16 protein-coding genes, 2 rRNA genes and 1 other RNA gene (1 of these 19 running past the window's edge) are annotated in these 16,849 nt (G+C 37.7%); 5 read left to right on the forward strand and 14 right to left on the reverse strand.

Going from position 1 to position 16,849, the window contains the following annotated elements; translation table 11 throughout:
* The 4 genes from IGL31_RS10175 to IGL31_RS10190 all read right to left on the reverse strand — a co-directional run.
* Nucleotides 1-55, reverse strand: a 23S ribosomal RNA gene (locus IGL31_RS10175) (it extends 2,860 nt beyond the left edge of the window).
* Nucleotides 56-399: 344 nt separating this feature from the next.
* Nucleotides 400-1,959, reverse strand: a 16S ribosomal RNA gene (locus IGL31_RS10180).
* Together the 16S and 23S rRNA genes form the textbook arrangement of a ribosomal RNA operon.
* Before the next feature lie 697 nt (nt 1,960-2,656).
* Nucleotides 2,657-3,019: a hypothetical protein gene (locus IGL31_RS10185; RefSeq protein WP_002287172.1), complete on the reverse strand. Its 363-nt coding sequence runs from the start codon at nt 3,017-3,019 to the stop codon at nt 2,657-2,659.
* A gap of 73 nt (nt 3,020-3,092) precedes the next feature.
* Entirely contained in the window at nt 3,093-3,473 is a 381-nt protein-coding gene (locus tag IGL31_RS10190) for a CvfD/Ygs/GSP13 family RNA-binding post-transcriptional regulator (protein ID WP_002287231.1), read from the reverse strand.
* An 81-nt stretch (nt 3,474-3,554) separates the two neighbouring features.
* Between IGL31_RS10190 and IGL31_RS10195 the strand changes: the two genes are divergently transcribed.
* On the forward strand, nt 3,555-4,730 hold the full coding sequence (locus IGL31_RS10195; RefSeq protein ID WP_002296072.1) for a MalY/PatB family protein: 1,176 nt from the start codon (nt 3,555-3,557) through the stop codon (nt 4,728-4,730).
* Between the two features lie 76 nt (nt 4,731-4,806).
* On the opposite strand, the gene IGL31_RS10200 is transcribed toward IGL31_RS10195, so the two are convergent.
* Nucleotides 4,807-5,391 (reverse strand): peptidylprolyl isomerase, encoded by a 585-nt coding sequence (locus tag IGL31_RS10200; protein ID WP_002287167.1) that lies wholly within the window; start codon nt 5,389-5,391, stop codon nt 4,807-4,809.
* A 200-nt stretch (nt 5,392-5,591) separates the two neighbouring features.
* Here IGL31_RS10200 and IGL31_RS10205 point away from each other — a divergent pair, with 200 nt between their 5' ends.
* Nucleotides 5,592-6,590 (forward strand): NAD(P)/FAD-dependent oxidoreductase, encoded by a 999-nt coding sequence (locus IGL31_RS10205; protein WP_002296073.1) that lies wholly within the window; start codon nt 5,592-5,594, stop codon nt 6,588-6,590.
* Between the two features lie 111 nt (nt 6,591-6,701).
* Complete coding sequence (locus IGL31_RS10210) at nt 6,702-7,211, forward strand: phosphatidylglycerophosphatase A family protein (RefSeq protein WP_002287163.1); 510 nt, start codon at nt 6,702-6,704, stop codon at nt 7,209-7,211.
* 29 nt (nt 7,212-7,240) lie between these two features.
* Here the strand turns inward: IGL31_RS10210 and IGL31_RS10215 are convergent, their stop codons facing one another.
* From IGL31_RS10215 to tadA, 6 genes are all read right to left on the reverse strand, one after another.
* Nucleotides 7,241-7,900, reverse strand: coding sequence for a TIGR01906 family membrane protein (locus IGL31_RS10215; RefSeq protein ID WP_002287161.1), 660 nt, complete (start codon nt 7,898-7,900; stop codon nt 7,241-7,243).
* Nucleotide 7,901: 1 nt separating this feature from the next.
* The gene (locus tag IGL31_RS10220; protein ID WP_002287159.1) at nt 7,902-8,666 is read right to left on the reverse strand and encodes a TIGR01457 family HAD-type hydrolase; all 765 of its coding nucleotides are present in this window, start codon (nt 8,664-8,666) and stop codon (nt 7,902-7,904) included.
* 7 nt (nt 8,667-8,673) lie between these two features.
* Entirely contained in the window at nt 8,674-9,351 is a 678-nt protein-coding gene (locus IGL31_RS10225; RefSeq protein ID WP_002287156.1) for a YutD family protein, read from the reverse strand.
* A gap of 36 nt (nt 9,352-9,387) precedes the next feature.
* Nucleotides 9,388-10,773: a bifunctional metallophosphatase/5'-nucleotidase gene (locus tag IGL31_RS10230; protein ID WP_002307275.1), complete on the reverse strand. Its 1,386-nt coding sequence runs from the start codon at nt 10,771-10,773 to the stop codon at nt 9,388-9,390.
* A gap of 208 nt (nt 10,774-10,981) precedes the next feature.
* An RNA gene (ffs, locus tag IGL31_RS10235) (signal recognition particle sRNA small type) lies at nt 10,982-11,068 on the reverse strand.
* Between the two features lie 21 nt (nt 11,069-11,089).
* The gene (tadA, locus tag IGL31_RS10240; RefSeq protein ID WP_002287154.1) at nt 11,090-11,605 is read right to left on the reverse strand and encodes a tRNA adenosine(34) deaminase TadA; all 516 of its coding nucleotides are present in this window, start codon (nt 11,603-11,605) and stop codon (nt 11,090-11,092) included.
* Between the two features lie 106 nt (nt 11,606-11,711).
* Here tadA and IGL31_RS10245 point away from each other — a divergent pair, with 106 nt between their 5' ends.
* Complete coding sequence (locus IGL31_RS10245; RefSeq protein ID WP_002300638.1) at nt 11,712-12,569, forward strand: helix-turn-helix domain-containing protein; 858 nt, start codon at nt 11,712-11,714, stop codon at nt 12,567-12,569.
* A gap of 80 nt (nt 12,570-12,649) precedes the next feature.
* Here the strand turns inward: IGL31_RS10245 and IGL31_RS10250 are convergent, their stop codons facing one another.
* The 3 genes from IGL31_RS10250 to IGL31_RS10260 all read right to left on the reverse strand — a co-directional run bounded on the left by IGL31_RS10250 (nt 12,650) and on the right by IGL31_RS10260 (nt 15,036).
* Nucleotides 12,650-12,985: a hypothetical protein gene (locus IGL31_RS10250; protein WP_002287147.1), complete on the reverse strand. Its 336-nt coding sequence runs from the start codon at nt 12,983-12,985 to the stop codon at nt 12,650-12,652.
* A gap of 66 nt (nt 12,986-13,051) precedes the next feature.
* Nucleotides 13,052-14,422: an RsmF rRNA methyltransferase first C-terminal domain-containing protein gene (locus IGL31_RS10255; RefSeq protein WP_086300288.1), complete on the reverse strand. Its 1,371-nt coding sequence runs from the start codon at nt 14,420-14,422 to the stop codon at nt 13,052-13,054.
* 77 nt (nt 14,423-14,499) lie between these two features.
* Complete coding sequence (locus tag IGL31_RS10260; protein ID WP_002287143.1) at nt 14,500-15,036, reverse strand: TetR/AcrR family transcriptional regulator; 537 nt, start codon at nt 15,034-15,036, stop codon at nt 14,500-14,502.
* A 308-nt stretch (nt 15,037-15,344) separates the two neighbouring features.
* Here IGL31_RS10260 and IGL31_RS10265 point away from each other — a divergent pair, with 308 nt between their 5' ends.
* Entirely contained in the window at nt 15,345-16,826 is a 1,482-nt protein-coding gene (locus IGL31_RS10265; RefSeq protein ID WP_086300287.1) for a helix-turn-helix domain-containing protein, read from the forward strand.
* The last annotated feature ends 23 nt before the right edge of the window (nt 16,827-16,849 follow it).

The following is a 16,849-nucleotide window of genomic DNA, read 5'->3' on the forward strand; positions in this document are numbered from 1 at the left end:
CCTTCATCGGCTCCTAGTGCCAAGGCATCCACCGTGCGCCCTTATTCACTTAACCTTATCAACCTTACGGTTGGGTTTTGATCCTTCTTCTAGCGATAGAAGTTAGATCAAGAAAATAAGCAATTGAACTTATTAAAAAACTCTATCCAGCTCACAAATCAGCCTGTACGGCAAAAAGATCGATCGTCTCATAAAATCAAAGATTTTATGGCCGTCCGCCTATTTTGCTTCAGGCTAAACAATTTGTTCAGCTTTCAAATTCAACGCGGTGTTCTCGGTTTGTATTACTTACATTTACTTCAAATATCCAGTTTTCAATGAACAAAAGTGTTTGAGAGTAAACCTCTCAAAACTGAACAAAGTAAAAACAAATTGTGTAGTCTCCGTAATATTCCTTAGAAAGGAGGTGATCCAGCCGCACCTTCCGATACGGCTACCTTGTTACGACTTCACCCCAATCATCTATCCCACCTTAGGCGGCTGGCTCCAAAAGGTTACCTCACCGACTTCGGGTGTTACAAACTCTCGTGGTGTGACGGGCGGTGTGTACAAGGCCCGGGAACGTATTCACCGCGGCGTGCTGATCCGCGATTACTAGCGATTCCGGCTTCATGCAGGCGAGTTGCAGCCTGCAATCCGAACTGAGAGAAGCTTTAAGAGATTAGCTTAGCCTCGCGACTTCGCAACTCGTTGTACTTCCCATTGTAGCACGTGTGTAGCCCAGGTCATAAGGGGCATGATGATTTGACGTCATCCCCACCTTCCTCCGGTTTGTCACCGGCAGTCTTGCTAGAGTGCCCAACTGAATGATGGCAACTAACAATAAGGGTTGCGCTCGTTGCGGGACTTAACCCAACATCTCACGACACGAGCTGACGACAACCATGCACCACCTGTCACTTTGCCCCCGAAGGGGAAGCTCTATCTCTAGAGTGGTCAAAGGATGTCAAGACCTGGTAAGGTTCTTCGCGTTGCTTCGAATTAAACCACATGCTCCACCGCTTGTGCGGGCCCCCGTCAATTCCTTTGAGTTTCAACCTTGCGGTCGTACTCCCCAGGCGGAGTGCTTAATGCGTTAGCTGCAGCACTGAAGGGCGGAAACCCTCCAACACTTAGCACTCATCGTTTACGGCGTGGACTACCAGGGTATCTAATCCTGTTTGCTCCCCACGCTTTCGAGCCTCAGCGTCAGTTACAGACCAGAGAGCCGCCTTCGCCACTGGTGTTCCTCCATATATCTACGCATTTCACCGCTACACATGGAATTCCACTCTCCTCTTCTGCACTCAAGTCTCCCAGTTTCCAATGACCCTCCCCGGTTGAGCCGGGGGCTTTCACATCAGACTTAAGAAACCGCCTGCGCTCGCTTTACGCCCAATAAATCCGGACAACGCTTGCCACCTACGTATTACCGCGGCTGCTGGCACGTAGTTAGCCGTGGCTTTCTGGTTAGATACCGTCAAGGGATGAACAGTTACTCTCATCCTTGTTCTTCTCTAACAACAGAGTTTTACGATCCGAAAACCTTCTTCACTCACGCGGCGTTGCTCGGTCAGACTTTCGTCCATTGCCGAAGATTCCCTACTGCTGCCTCCCGTAGGAGTTTGGGCCGTGTCTCAGTCCCAATGTGGCCGATCACCCTCTCAGGTCGGCTATGCATCGTGGCCTTGGTGAGCCGTTACCTCACCAACTAGCTAATGCACCGCGGGTCCATCCATCAGCGACACCCGAAAGCGCCTTTCAAATCAAAACCATGCGGTTTCGATTGTTATACGGTATTAGCACCTGTTTCCAAGTGTTATCCCCTTCTGATGGGCAGGTTACCCACGTGTTACTCACCCGTTCGCCACTCCTCTTTTTCCGATGGAGCAAGCTCCGATGGAAAAAGAAGCGTTCGACTTGCATGTATTAGGCACGCCGCCAGCGTTCGTCCTGAGCCAGGATCAAACTCTCATAAAAAGTTCGAACAATCTTGCGATTGTTAAGCTCAATTTGTTTGCTAGCATATTGCTTGCTTGTTAAAAATGTTTGTTGTCTTGAATTGAATCAAGACGCCCTACACATTTGGTTTGTCTTACTTTGTTCAGTTTTCAAAGGTCTACTTCATCAGGAGTGTTTCCCGATTCGTTTTTGGCTGCCGTAGCAACTTTTATATCATATCAGAGAGACAAGTAATTGTCAACTCTTTTTTAAAAGTTTTTTTCGATTTCGTTTTTCGAAATCTTTCAGCAACTCATTTATCATAACTTATCGTTTGTTATTTGTCAAGAACTTTTTTGAAGTTTTTTCGATAAAATCAAGCTTCGCAAGTGGTTCTTTTTTAACGACTCAGTTATCTTATCATGTCGTTAGTAACATGTCAATAACTATTTTTTAAATTTTTTAGAAATGTGATATAACATCCACTTCAGAATCAACGCTGTTAAATTTATCATGTATTTCTTCCTTGGTCAACTATAAATTAAGCATTACTTTGTGAAATGATTTTTCGATCAATTATTATTATTCGTTATACAACCGTTTTCTACATAATTTTGAAAATAAAATGCACTAAAAAACTATCTTTAGCAGAACATTTCATTGTATTTTTTGGACCAAACAATAAAAAAAGAAGTTTGAAAAAAATTCAAACTTCTTTGTTCGCTTAATCTGTATTTTAGAAGAAAGGCACTCCCTCTACTTCGTAAGTTCCAAGAACAGAGCGCATTTGACCTGGTTCTTCCCAAATATATCCTTCGCCTAATTCTTCTCTTTGATTCTTTTGTTCAGTTTCAAAGACAAACAACGGAACATTTTCCTCTTTAATATGTGTATTTGTCAATTCCATCAAACTAATCTTGCTAACATCGATATGAACTATTTCTTTTAAGAAATTAAGTATATTCGCTAAACCAGTCTTTCCTTCAGAAAGTTCCGCTAACGCAAATTCCAACTTGTCATCAATTGAATGGACCAAAAATTTTTTAGTACCATCCTCCAAATGCAACATAATTGTACCAGCAACTCTTTTGCTTGCCAAAATTTCCACCTCGATCAACTTGTTCTATGGCTTACATAAAAATTCTAGCACATTTTCAGAAAAAATACACTTTTTATTTCTTATTTTCTTTCCGTTCTAGTTCAGATAATGCTTCTTCTATCCAAATAGGTAACTGCTCCGCAATAGTGGTAAATCCGATCTTACGATTTTTATTCGTGAAATACCTTTTTCTGCGATATGGAACAGCTGGATTTGTTTTTTCTAACGTTCTTAAAGATAAACTGATTTTTTTGGAATATTCATCAATGTCGATGATCTGAACTGTTACTGGCTGTCCGACTTTTAACAATGAATGGATATTTTTCGTATAACCGGATTGTACTTCCGAAACATGAATAAGTCCTTGCGTCTCGTTATCAAGAGAAACGAATGCGCCATAAGGCTGTATTCCTGTCACTTTTCCTTCAATTATTTGTCCAATTTTATAAGTCATCTACTTCCCTCTCTTCGCATTTATCATTATACTGTAAATAGCTCAAAAAAAGAAGCGACGAAAATGACTGGAGGTCTTAAGATGATCGAATTTGATAAACAGATTTCAAGAAAAGATACAGAAAGTGTAAAATGGGACGCAATTGCTGAGACATATCAAATGGATGACTTACTTCCTTTGTGGGTAGCAGATATGGACTTCTTGTCTCCCGGTGGGGTAGCTAAAGCGTTTAGTGAATACATCAAACATGGAATCTTTGGTTATGCCACTCTGTCTGATAAACTATATCAGGCTATCATTCATTGGGAACGCCAACACCATGCTGTGGAGTTGACGAAAGAAAATATCGTTTTTACAAGTGGTGTGTTAACTAGTTTAGCTGCAGCAGTACAAACTTTTACAAAACCAGGCGATTCTATTTTGATTCATGACCCAGTTTATCCTCCATTTTCCTCTATTATAGAAACAAATCAACGTCACATCGTTCGAAGCTCTTTGCTAGAAAAAAATAATCATTTCATCATGGACTTGTCTGACATGGAGAAAAAAATCGAAGAAAACAATGTAAAAGCAATGATTTTATGCAATCCTCACAATCCTGGAGGGCGTGTTTGGAGCAAAGAAGAATTGAAACAGTTAAGCGAATTGTGTTTAAAACATCAAGTGATTCTGTTTAGTGACGAGATCCATCAAGATTTAACTTTATTCGATCATACATTTACTTCCATGCTAACGATTGATCCTAATTTAGATGATCTACTAGTTGCTTTTACTTCCGCAACCAAGACTTTCAATCTAGCTGCAATCAAAAATTCAATGGTATTTATCAAAAATCCAGAGATGAAAGCTGATTTTGAAAAACATTTAGTGATGAACCAACAGCACGAAATCAACACTTTTGGACTGATTGGAACCCAAGCGGCTTATGAGACGGGTGGAGAATGGTTAAGCCAACTGATTCCTTATCTAGAAAAAAATGTTCAAACAGTTAATCAGTTTTTTGAACAGTATCTTCCGAAAGTGAGAATAATGAATCCTGAAGGAACTTACTTAATGTGGTTAGATTTTACCGCCTATATTTCAGATGACCAAGAATTGGAGAACACTCTTGTTCGGAAAGGAAAAGTTGTATTAAATCCTGGCATCACGTTTGGTCCTTCCGGTCATGGGCATATGCGCTTGAATATTGCTTGTCCAGAAGAAACTTTACTGGAAGGACTTAATCGAATCAAGTATGCTTTAGAGACAATCGATTAAATCATTTATTCAAAATAAAAGGACGAGACCTTACTAGGTTTCGTCCTTTTTCATAATTACTCCGTACCATACCAAACTATTCTGAAATTTCAATTGTTTCAATCACTACATCATGTACAGGTCGGTCTTGTGGACCACGTTGTACATTTGCGATTTCATCTACTGTGTCCATCCCTTCTAGTACATGTCCAAAGACTGTATGTCGGAAATCTAGCCAAGGAGTTCCGCCACCTTTATACGCTTCAATGATTTCTGATGGGAATCCAGCACCTTCTAGTTGTCCAAGCATATTAGCTGGCACATTTGTGTTATTTACAATAAAGAATTGGCTTCCGTTTGTGTTTGGACCTGAATTTGCCATAGATAAAGCTCCGCGAAGGTTGAACAGTTCACGACTGAATTCATCTTCAAAACTTTCGCCATAAATACTTTCGCCACCCATTCCTGTTCCAGTTGGATCGCCGCCTTGGATCATGAAATCAGGAATAACGCGGTGAAAAATCACGCCATCATAATAACCTTTTTTGGAAAGTTCAATGAAATTTTGAACCGTCTTCGGTGCTAGTTCAGGGAATAATTGAACAGTAATGTCACCACGGTTTGTTTTGATAACAGCTTTTGGTCCTTTTTCACTTTTTAAATCTAGTTGTGGGAATGCCATATTGTTTCCTCCTAATATTTGCATACTTCATAATAATAATAACATAATACCTAACCTCTCGTAAAAATACTAGATTTGTTTTCTTTTATTTTTCATCACTAGATACATTCTATAACTTACCGTTTCGATTTCGAATTCAAACATTTTTGAGAAGCATTCTCAATTAAATTCTGCTATAGTGTGAAAAGGGAGGAATTTTTATGGAAATCTATGACATTACAATCATCGGTGCAGGTCCTGTAGGGATGTTTGCCGCTTTTTACGCAGGAATGCGCCAAGCTAAAACAAAAATCATTGACAGTCTACCTCAACTTGGTGGTCAATTAGCAACTTTGTATCCCGAAAAATATATTTACGATATTCCTGGGTATCCAGCAATAAAAGCAAGTGAATTAATCGATCAATTAGAAAAACAATTAACTACTTTTAACCATACATTCCATTTAAAAGAAGAAGTTCTCTCGCTTACTCGTGAAGACGAAGTTATCGAGATTACTACAAATAAAGGCATCCATTATTCCAAAGCAGTCATTTTAGCTTTAGGAAATGGTTCATTCCAGCCAAGAAAATTGAATTTAGATAATGCTGAATCATTTGAAAACCACGGATTGGATTATTTCGTGAATGATTTGATGAAGTATGCTGGAAAAAAAGTCGCTATTGCTGGAGGTGGTGATTCTGCTATCGATTGGGCGTTGATGTTAGAGCCTATTGCAAGCGAAGTTTACTTGATTCATCGTCGCCCGGAATTTCGTGCGCACGAACATAGTGTATCACGCTTGAAATCTTCATCTGTCAACTTGCTTACTCCCTATCTCATCGATGGATTATCAGGCAATAATGGGGAACTGACAGATATCCGGTTAAAAAAAGTGAAAAGTGACGAGACGATTGATTTGATGATTGATTCTCTGATCGTCAATTATGGATTCTCTTCTAATTTAGAACATCTTTCTTCTTGGGGACTTGATAGTACCAGAAATGCCATTACTGTAAAATCAGATATGTCTACTTCTATTCCAGGCGTTTATGCAGCTGGTGACATCTGTACCTATGAAGGAAAAGTGAAACTGATTGCTACTGGGCTCGGTGAAGCACCTACTGCAGTGAACAACGCTTTACACTATATTAATCCAAAGGAACGAACTCAGCCTGGTCACAGCACAAGCTTATACGATAAAAATCTTCGTCCTAGTTGATTTTTTATATCTCTTTGCATTTCAAGTTAAACCCGAAAGCAGTTTCTTGCATTTTTTTCATGTTCCGTTAACATGAAATAGAGAAAGAAAAAATAAAGGGGGAGCAATAATATGGTCGTCAAAACTGAGACTTTAGAAGAAAAGGCAAGAGAACTATTGAAGGAACGTGGCGTAACTGTAGAAGATATCGCACAACTTGTCATGTTTTTACAAAAAGACTATATTTCTGATTTGACTTTGGCGGATTGTACTGAAAGTGTCAACAGCGTGCTAACAAAGCGTGAAGTACATAACGCCATTATCACTGGAATCCAATTAGATATATTAGCAGAAAAGAAAAAATTGATGAGTCCGTTGCAACATATTATCGAAGATGACGAAGGCCTTTACGGTATCGATGAGATCCTAGCCTTGTCAATCGTGAATGTTTACGGTACGATCGGCTTTACGAATTATGGTTATATCGACAAGGTGAAACCTGGTATTTTAAAAGAACTAAACAGCCACGATGGCGTTCATGTCCATACCTTCTTAGATGATATCGTCGGAGCGATCGCCGCTGCTGCTGCCAGTCGATTAGCACACAAAGAACCAGAAAAAAGAAGTCGCCTTACTCAATAATTCAACAAAAAAAGAAAGAAAACGTCTATTTAGACGAGTTCTTTCTTTTTTGTTTGTTTCAAGCTATTTTTTCCTAAGAAAAGAAAAACAGCAAAAAATAATTCTAATAATACAAAAAATAAGATAAAGCTATGCATGAAAAATTCTTCTGGAAGTACATTGATGATTGGATCAGTAACGGGATCGAATAACCAGTCATCGTTGTTGAAAAACGTTTCATGAAAAAGGATAAAAAAGCGATCAAATCCTATCATCATGAAAAAACCGAAAACAACTGGCAGTAACATGCCGATTTGAAACGGACGAATCAACCGCCAAAGCCGATCATTCTTTTGCAAATATTTGATAAACAAAATACTCGGGATCAAAGTGATGAAAAACACAGCATAATCCACTAAAAACAAAATTTTCACTTCATAAAAGTGATGGGCTCCGCTAGCAGAAACTGGGAAATCTGGCAAGCTGAGGATGGTTTTGAAGGGATTATTGAGATAATTCATTAGGTGATCAAAATTTTTCAGTAACGTCTCTTGATCTAAAGAAGTATAATCCAAAATTTGCAAATGTCCGATATCAAATACGTATAGTGGTCGAAAGTTGATCGTCACACCAACTGCCAGACTGATCAGTGTCAGAAATAGGCTGAACAATCCAGCATATTCCATCCACTGCCATCTCGAATTTTTCATATTAGAAGCTCCATTCATCCAGTGATTGTTTCACATAGGTAGCTGGGATAGGCAACCCAGGTACATCTTCTTCTTTTGTAAAACCTGATAAAACGAGCAAAGTATCTATATTATTGCGTATCCCAGCTTGGATATCTGTTTCATAGTTATCTCCAACCATGATTACTTCTTCTTTTTGCAGCCCTAATACTTCAACGGCTTTATCCATAATGATGGCTTCTGGTTTTCCGATGTAGATCGGCGGCGTTTGGGTTGCTGTCTCTACAAAAGAGATGACTGACCCTGCTCCAGGAAGAAGGCCGCGTTCAGTAGGTATATTCTTATCTGGGTTCGTTCCAATGAAAGTAGCACCTTTTTGAATAGCAAGTGTTGCTTTAACTACTTTTTCATAGGTCAGATAATTATCTAAGCCTACCACTACATAGTCAGGAGCCTCTTCTTCCCATGTAAATCCGGCAGCTAAAATCAAGTCAATCAATCCTGCTTCTCCGATAACATAGACTTTTTTCCCTTTTCCATCTGCTTTCATAAAATCGATTGTTGCCAAAGTAGCTGTGTAGACTGTCTCTGGAGCTACATGAATGTCAAACTCATCTGCTAGACGATTAGCTACTGTTTCTGGTGACTTAGTCGTGTTATTGGTAACAAACAAGAAAGGTAATTTTCTTTTTTGCAATTCTTCCACAAATCGTTTACCGGCCGGTATGGGTTGTGTCCCACGATAAATCGTTCCGTCTAAATCAATTAAATATCCTTTATAGTCCATTCATCCACTACTCTTCCCTTTTTCTTATCGTAAATGCTGTTTTTGTTTTTTCTACTTGTTTAGGTTGTTCTTGTTTTTTTACTTTTTCAGAGGTTTTTGCTGACTCTGTTTTTCGATTTTTAATAACCGGTTTTTTGCGATTAGATGCGACTGGTCCTTTTTTCTCATCGATATACGCACGATTATGGTTTTTTTTCTTTTTTCGGCGCTGAGTTGTCTTTTCTTTTTTACCGCCGATTCTCTCGATGACAAAATACGCACAACCAAAATTGCAATATTCGTAAAGATAGTCTTCCAAGGAATCGATTCGCTGATCTGGATGCGCCCGTCGATTATCCGCTTGGAAAAATCCTTTTAGGCGTAGTTGTTCATAACCCCAATCTCCTACGATATAATCATATCGGGCTAGTACATCACTGTAACGTTCTCCAAGCTTTTCTGCATTAAATCCTTCACGATAATCGGACACAAGCCGATAATGTCTTTCACCTATCAAAAAATTACTGTCATCTAACAGTGTCACTAGCTCGCCTTTGACTTTTTCTGCTTTAGGCTCCTCAACGATTTCTTCCAAAGCAGCTGTCAGTTCTTCGGTGACTGTTGTTTCCTGTTCAGCTGATGATTTTTTCTTAGCAATTTCTGTTTTATGCTCAACGTTCTGCTGTTCATTTTGTTTTGCAGACATGCGTTCACCACCTATCTTTTTTATTATACCTTGTTTTTATTTGATTGGGTAGTGAGCTTTCAAGTAATCTCCTACCACACTTCGGATAAATTCAGGGAACAAAAATTCATTTTTTCCAGCAATCTCAATCGTTGGAAAAAATGGAACAAACATCAAATGATCTACGGTAGTAAAAGTATAATTTTTATTCAGATCGATTGGCTTGTTCTTCCAAAAGACTTGATGGTTAATAGAATCATATGTGATTCCATTATAGACCATCTGCCCAAAAATCTTACCGCGAAATCCCATTCCCTTCATAGGATAGTTACGTAAAAAGTTACGATTTTTTTCTATTTCTAAAACTAAGCGGATCAGATCATTTCCACCCAATGTGACATTTAACAAGTGCATCGGATGCGGCAACGCAGTGTGAAGCTGATCCTGATTGACCCGCCCTTTTGGAATTTCAGTTAAAAACAGACCACTGTTTAATATTGCTGCTTCCGTCTTTCCTCGTTCTTTCACCGCCTCAAGGGCGACTTGGATAAACGAATGCTCATTGAAGATATCTAGACTCAGAGAAAATGGCAAATCTGCTACTTCTTTTTCTTTTAATAATTCATGCCCACGTTCTAGATAACTATTTATTTCTTGTTCATCTTCTGTAAAAGCTGTCATTGTTTCGGTAGGGATGGCTTTGGCTGAATGCTTAAGGATTTTTTTCTCTTCATCGATGGTTAAATGGACTTCACCGACATACTGTCCGTACTTTCCAGCGGCTGCTATTTGGACATCATTGATTACGTGACCTTCTCTGAATAAATGATGGGTGTGCGATCCTAAAATAACATCAATTGCTGGTATTTCTTTTGCAATTTGGAAATCATCCTGAATCCCGAGATGACTCATCAAAACTAAAACATCCACTTGTGAACGTAAATCTTCGACTAATTCTGGCAAAATATCATAAGGATTCCGTATGTCCCAGCCATTCGGATTATAAGTAAGCGGAAATGGAGCAGTAAATGCAATTAGTCCGATTTTCGTCTGGTGTTTCGTTGTAATGATTTTATATGGTTTCGTCCATGCCGGTGGCTGGAGCGTATTTTTATCGAATAAGTTATCCAGGATGATATCAAACTCAGCATGATCGTATAAATGATTCAGCTCTTCTTTGGAATTTCCTACGCCTTCATTGTTTCCTATCGTCGCTGCATCATAACCAACTTCATTCATCAGCAAGATATTTTCCTGTCCATTCGTTGCTTCTGACAATGGATGCCAACGATCCACAAAATCACCTAGATCTACTGCAATCGTTGTCGTTTTTTCTTTCTTTTCGTTTTCTCGTTTACGTTGATCCAAAAACCTTCTGATCCTTGGCCAATTTTCTAAATGAGAATGCAGATCATTCGTATGTAAAATCACTATTTTTTCCATGTACCCTCTCGCCTCTCTTTATCTTTATCATACCATAGGCAGCTTTTTCTTCCATTGAAACAAGCTCTATTTCAGAGTTTTTCCTGCCTTGAAGCAAATTGTATAAGTACAATATTCGATAAATCAGTCTGGCTAAAAAATCAGGAACATTCATTTTTACAGTACTATAAAAATAAAAAAAACAGACCCGAAAGTCTGTTGTCGTTTCATTATAATCAGACACATGGCGGAACCTGCTTAGTGCTGCTTCCTTCCAGACCTGACACGCTTCACAAGCCCACCATTGTCCTAGCCTTTCGGCAAAGAATAGTATACCTTATTTTTCATTCGTTGACCAGTCTTTTTTTAATTTCTTTTTTCGCTGGCGGAGCTTTCGGAAAAAGTCAGTCAAAATCATCCCACATTCGTCTTCTAAAATGCCACCTTCTACATATGCTTGGTGGTTAAACCGCTCGTCCTCCAAAAGATTCATCAAGGTACCGGCTGTTCCGCCTTTTGGATCATACGCGCCGAAATAAACTTCTGCTACACGAGACAAAATCATCGCGCCGCTGCACATAGGACAAGGCTCTAAGGTAACAAAAAGTGCAGCATCTTCCAAGCGCCAGCTTCCCACTTTTTCACAGGCTTCCTTGATTGCAAGCATTTCTGCATGTGTAGTAGCATCTTGCGTGGTTTCTCTAAGGTTATATCCTCTTCCAATCACTTTTCCATCCAATACAACCACTGCTCCAATCGGAACTTCATGAAGCATTTCTGCTTTCTTTGCTTCTGCCAATGCAAGGCGCATCCATTTTTCTTTTTCTACTGCATCAAGATTTGTATTTACCAATTACCCTTCCCTGCCTTTGTTTTTTCTTGTTTTACTTTAGCATATGATAAAAAGGCTGTAACTAACTTTTTTTTCTATGGTAAAATAAATACAAGAGGTGAACAAGATGAAAATGGATAAATTACTTGCTCTTTACCCACAAGCACAGAAAAAAAACTCTCCAGCATCAGAAGCGGATATCCTTTCTTTTGCAATCGATGATGCTTTTATCTGGATCAAACAAGATTCATTATCTCAACAAGAAACCAGCCTTTTGAAAGCGTTATTCCCTGTAATCAACGATCAAAAAAAACACCCATGGTATCACTATCTTTTTAAAGATGCTTCTTGTGTTCAAGAAAAAAGCTTTCGTTTGATCCAGCTTCACGTCGAATCAAAAGGAGAATTCTTAAAAAAAGAATGGCAAGATACTATTTTGGAATTATTTCGCTATTCTGCTGATTTCTTTTTTTATACAGACACAGATGCGCTCTTAGTCGAACAAATAAACCGTGATTATCTTGATGCTACTGAAATCAACGGTATTTTTCTATCTTTAGATGCTGATTTTGATACGACAACGTCTGTATTCGTTGGTTCTTTCCATTCACCTGGCACCGACCTCGTCCCTTTGTTTGCTGAAGAAAGAAAAATTTTTTTAACAGAGCAAAACAATCTTTATACTCACAGCCGTACTTTTTCTATGCAAGATGTGGCTTTACATTACTATACAAAAGATACTGTAAAAGATAGTAAGTTGATCAAAAGTTACATAGAACTGATCAAACAAAATGAAATGGAAGTGATCATTCAAGAATTATGGAATGAATTAGGCAATGTCAGCTCTGCTGCAAAAACACTGTTTCTTCATCGTAATACTCTAAAATATCGAATCGAAAAATTTCAAGAACAGTCTGGTTTCAATCTAAAAAAAGCCAACGATTTACTGTTTTGCTATCTTTTATTGATTCATGAACATAATTAAAGATAGATTAAAGGGGTTGTGACAATAATTTTGTCACAACCCCTTATTTCGAATGAATAGTGTTCAAAAGCTAGTTTCTCTTACATCATTTTTTCAACAAAATGCATTAGCCGGTCTTTTACATCTTCGGTTGAATCTTTGATCGAATCACCATAAACAGAGATTTTCTTTTTTCCTGATTTGATTTTTGCTAACATTCCCATCAAAGAATCCAAGTCACTATCTGAAAGACCATCTACGATTTCTAGTAATTTTTCATTTCCATCAAATTTGTCATAGACGAATTTTTTTACTTTCGTCCGAGTAGTCATATGATGAATCTTTTCCATTACTTTTCCCGATACAACGACTGCTGTCGCTACACTGGCAGCGGCTGCTACGCTTAATCCGATTGTTACTTTTGTTGATGTTTTCATAAGTATCAGCTCCTTTTTATCTATCTCCATCATAGCATAGACAAAAAAATAAACGAACTAATCCACTCAGTGAAATCTCAATCCTTTAGGGAAAAAGTTCTTTACTGTTCCTTTTACTTGTTTCCCAAATCCGACAGGTATCTTATCTAATACTAGCAAAACCCATCCTTGATTCCCATCACGTTGAAATGTTTCTCCTGCTGTGTAAGATTGCCATTCCTTTTGAGTGATCGGCAAGCAAGGTATATTCTCTATCTTTTTTGTAGCAAGCGCTAATGCATAGCTAGGTTCAAATCGATTCTTTTTGAAATCTCCTAAATGCAAACCTGTACGTACGACTTTTAAACCATCGAGAGAAGGGGCTAACTCAGGAACTTCCCAAAGATGGTCGTTGAACACTAAAAGTCTTCCAGTAGCTTCATAATGAAAATTATTTGAAAACTCCGTCCAGAGTTTTTCCTGCTCTTTTGTCATTTGCACTTTACTTTTTTTTCGTGTCTTCTTTTCTTTATGCATCTGATTTTGTCCATGAAAAGTCAGCTTTGCAACAAAATGTCCTTCACCCTGATCTTTATGAGGCCATATACGTATTGTTTTTTCCAAACCAGCTACGCTTCCCCATTCAGAACGTCCTGAACTAACGGATTGAGTCAAAGGAATCTCCTCAATCGTTACTGGATAATTTTCTACAAGCCAGCTAATGATCTCTTCATTTTCTTCTGGTGCAAACGTACAAGTCGAATAAATCAGTTGTCCTTTATTTTTTAGCATTTTTATTGCTGAAGACAAAATCTCTTGCTGACGTTTTTGACAGTATAGCGGAGATTCTTCTGTCCACTCTTTTATTGCATTTGGATCTTTTCGGAACATTCCTTCTCCTGAACAAGGAGCATCAACCACGATCCGATCAAAAAAGCCCGAAAAATGAGGGACAAGTTCTGCGGGTGCATGATTTGTCACTATTGCGTTCGAAACTCCCCATCGTTCTATATTTTCTGATAAAATCTTCGCACGTTTCGGAAAGATCTCATTCGTCACTAATAACCCTTTCCCCTTCATTTGAGCAGCTAATTGGGTTGATTTACCACCGGGAGCCGCACACAAATCCAAAACTTTTTCACCGGGTTTTGCTGCAGCAGCTGTTCCAACGATCATTGCACTTGGTTCTTGGCTATATTCATACCCAGCTTGATGGAGGAAAGACTTTCCATTGACAGTGCCAAGAAATCCCTCATTGCTGTAGGGAGCGGGTTGTAATTCTTCGCTATGGTAAGTTTGGACCATGTCCAATCCTGCCGGTTTTAGTGGATTCCACCGAAATCCTTTTTTCACGCTTCCTTGTTCAAGCGCAGAAAAAAAATCGGATGCTTCTTCACCTAAAAGAAGACGATATTTTTTGATAAATTGCTGTGGTAACGTTGTCGCTTCCTCCTTCATTCCAATGTTTCGTTAGACATTTTACAATCTTTTTTACGAAAAATAAAGGTGGCTGATCTACTTTTTCATGTTGCTGCCTAAGGTGACTGTTCCTTTAAGATATTTTCCAAGTATTCATCCGTCACCTCGTTTTTATCCCAAACAGCGTTCATCATTTCAAGAAAATCTTGAGAAGAATCATCTGAGCGCAAACTTCCCAATGCATTAAGCCATACCAATTCAAGCGACTTTTCTTCTTTGATCTTCGTGTGACCTTTGACATATGAGAAAAATGGCCGCTTAAATAGCGAATCCATGTCTAAATCAGATTTTGCAATGATTTCACGAATACTTTCATGGATAGAAAAAAAATCTTTCAATAAGTAGACAATGCTTAAAACATCATCGGAACTGCATTCAGCTAAGTAGTTTTCAAAATAAACAGTGATTTCTTCTAATATCTTCTCTTTTAACCCGCTGATTGATTTGAAATGTGTATAAATCGGGTATGTAGAACAACCGCAGAACTCTGCTAACTCTCTTGCAGTAATTGACTTCATTCCATATTCTTCCACGTATACCATACTTTTGAACAGCAAATATTCTTTACTATAATTTGTTACTCTCCCCATCATTCTTACCTCCGTCTCTTTTCATCTACCCATAAATAAATAACATAAATAATTCTAAAAATATTATTGATAATTATCAAAACATATTTAGTTATATCCATTAAAAATCAATTTTTTCGCCTTAAAAACAAGAATATCTTGACAAAATACCCTAGGAAATAAACAATAGAATAAACAAGGTAACAAAAAAATTAAATAACGTTATATAAAAAAGAAGGCGACACTCTGTGAGAATAACACAGACTGAAATGACTTTCCACTCACAGTTTTTGTCTAACTATATACAAAAACAGAATAAAAAGGAGGTATTTATGCTAATTGAAGCAAGAAAAAAAGAGTTACTTGTTCTACAAATGGTCATTCAAAAAAATAATTGTTCTTTACAAGAATTATCCAATGACTTACATATTCCAAAACGGACAATCAAAGAACTGATCCGAAAAATAAATGTATCACTCAAGCAATTTTTATTGATTGATGAATTTATTTATTCTAATCATAAAGGAGAGATCCAAACCAAAGAAACCGATCAAACTAAAAAGTTAGCTGTTTTTTCTAAGTTAAAATTATGCTACCTAAAAGAATCCAATCGTTTTAACTATTTGATGTTACTAATCAATTATCCACAAACTGCTGTACCAAAAAAATATTTACTTGAACAACTTTATATATCGCCCTCCTATCTCGAAAAACTGACAAAACAGCTCAATCATTCCTTAAAAAAATTCCATTTACGGATCCTATCTGTAAAAAATTGCTGTACTCTTGAAGGAAATGAGTTATCTATCCGTCTCTATCTTTACTTTTTTCTTTCAGATACATTTGGAGGTAACGATTGGCCATTTTCCTCACTTGAATTAAATGCACTAAAAATGAACAGTACAGATGAGCAAATAGAAAAAATTTCAAAACAAGAAAAAAATATCTACTTGCTGTTAACTTTATTCATATTACGAAACAAACAACAGGCATATTTTCCAAAAACTTCTTCTGAAATCACTGAATTGATGGACTTATTGCAGCATACACATGATTATTCAGAATACTTTACTTCTTTTTCAGTGAGTCGCCCTTGTGAAGAGACAGAAACAGAGAGAGCCTACTTTAATTATTTTTTCTATTGTTTTTTTCCAAATCAAATCTCTTTTCGACAAAAACAGGAGATTGGTTTCTTATTTTCCACAAGCAAAAACCTTATTTGTCGACAAGTCGGTCAATTGATGACTTACTTAACTCAACAGTTTCCTCTCAACCATTTAGAAAATAAAATACCAATTTATTTTTATTTTCTTGTGTTGGCAGTTGTTTTTTTCGAACTGTTGGGTGAATCCAGCAGTAGTTTTTCTACACTTTGCTTTCCAGAAGCCACGTCCAATCATTCTAGTTCTTTTATACAGGAAAAGAAATTAAGAGAAAAAATCGATACAATTTTTTCAAAAAATGGGGAAAGAAACCAAATCAGTCAATACCTTAGTCAATTGATCCAACACTTACTACAAACAGAAACGAAAGAGCAGTTACTCATCCATTTACAGATAACCAAACAGTTTACAGGAAATTATCATCTTCAAAGCCATTTGCAGGAGTTATTTCGCAAAGATGCTGTTAAAATTACCGCATATTCAGAACATGCTGATTTGATCATTACAGATCAGCATGAGAAAATTTCAGATGAAACGGAGACTTTCTATCTGGATACAACGCACAATACAGTGTTATTTGGCGAGTTAATAAAAGCGGTTCATGAACTGTATATGAAAAAAGGTTATGAGAACAAAACAAAGAGGATGTGACAAAATTCTTGTCACATCCTCTT

Source organism: Enterococcus sp. MSG3290 (assembly GCF_050555565.1).
GTDB lineage: Bacteria > Bacillota > Bacilli > Lactobacillales > Enterococcaceae > Enterococcus_B > Enterococcus_B faecium.

Bases quoted from the DNA above. Each gene is read 5' to 3' on its own strand.
- IGL31_RS10190 (WP_002287231.1), bottom strand. From the start codon at position 3,473: ATGACTTATAAAATTGGACAAATAATTGAAGGAAAAGTGACAGGAATA.
- IGL31_RS10195 (WP_002296072.1), top strand. From the start codon at position 3,555: ATGATCGAATTTGATAAACAGATTTCAAGAAAAGATACAGAAAGTGTA.
- IGL31_RS10200 (WP_002287167.1), bottom strand. From the start codon at position 5,391: ATGGCATTCCCACAACTAGATTTAAAAAGTGAAAAAGGACCAAAAGCT.
- IGL31_RS10205 (WP_002296073.1), top strand. From the start codon at position 5,592: ATGGAAATCTATGACATTACAATCATCGGTGCAGGTCCTGTAGGGATG.
- IGL31_RS10210 (WP_002287163.1), top strand. From the start codon at position 6,702: ATGGTCGTCAAAACTGAGACTTTAGAAGAAAAGGCAAGAGAACTATTG.
- IGL31_RS10215 (WP_002287161.1), bottom strand. From the start codon at position 7,900: ATGAAAAATTCGAGATGGCAGTGGATGGAATATGCTGGATTGTTCAGC.
- IGL31_RS10220 (WP_002287159.1), bottom strand. From the start codon at position 8,666: ATGGACTATAAAGGATATTTAATTGATTTAGACGGAACGATTTATCGT.
- IGL31_RS10225 (WP_002287156.1), bottom strand. From the start codon at position 9,351: ATGTCTGCAAAACAAAATGAACAGCAGAACGTTGAGCATAAAACAGAA.
- IGL31_RS10230 (WP_002307275.1), bottom strand. From the start codon at position 10,773: ATGGAAAAAATAGTGATTTTACATACGAATGATCTGCATTCTCATTTA.
- IGL31_RS10245 (WP_002300638.1), top strand. From the start codon at position 11,712: ATGAAAATGGATAAATTACTTGCTCTTTACCCACAAGCACAGAAAAAA.
- IGL31_RS10250 (WP_002287147.1), bottom strand. From the start codon at position 12,985: ATGAAAACATCAACAAAAGTAACAATCGGATTAAGCGTAGCAGCCGCT.
- IGL31_RS10255 (WP_086300288.1), bottom strand. From the start codon at position 14,422: ATGAAGGAGGAAGCGACAACGTTACCACAGCAATTTATCAAAAAATAT.
- IGL31_RS10260 (WP_002287143.1), bottom strand. From the start codon at position 15,036: ATGATGGGGAGAGTAACAAATTATAGTAAAGAATATTTGCTGTTCAAA.
- IGL31_RS10265 (WP_086300287.1), top strand. From the start codon at position 15,345: ATGCTAATTGAAGCAAGAAAAAAAGAGTTACTTGTTCTACAAATGGTC.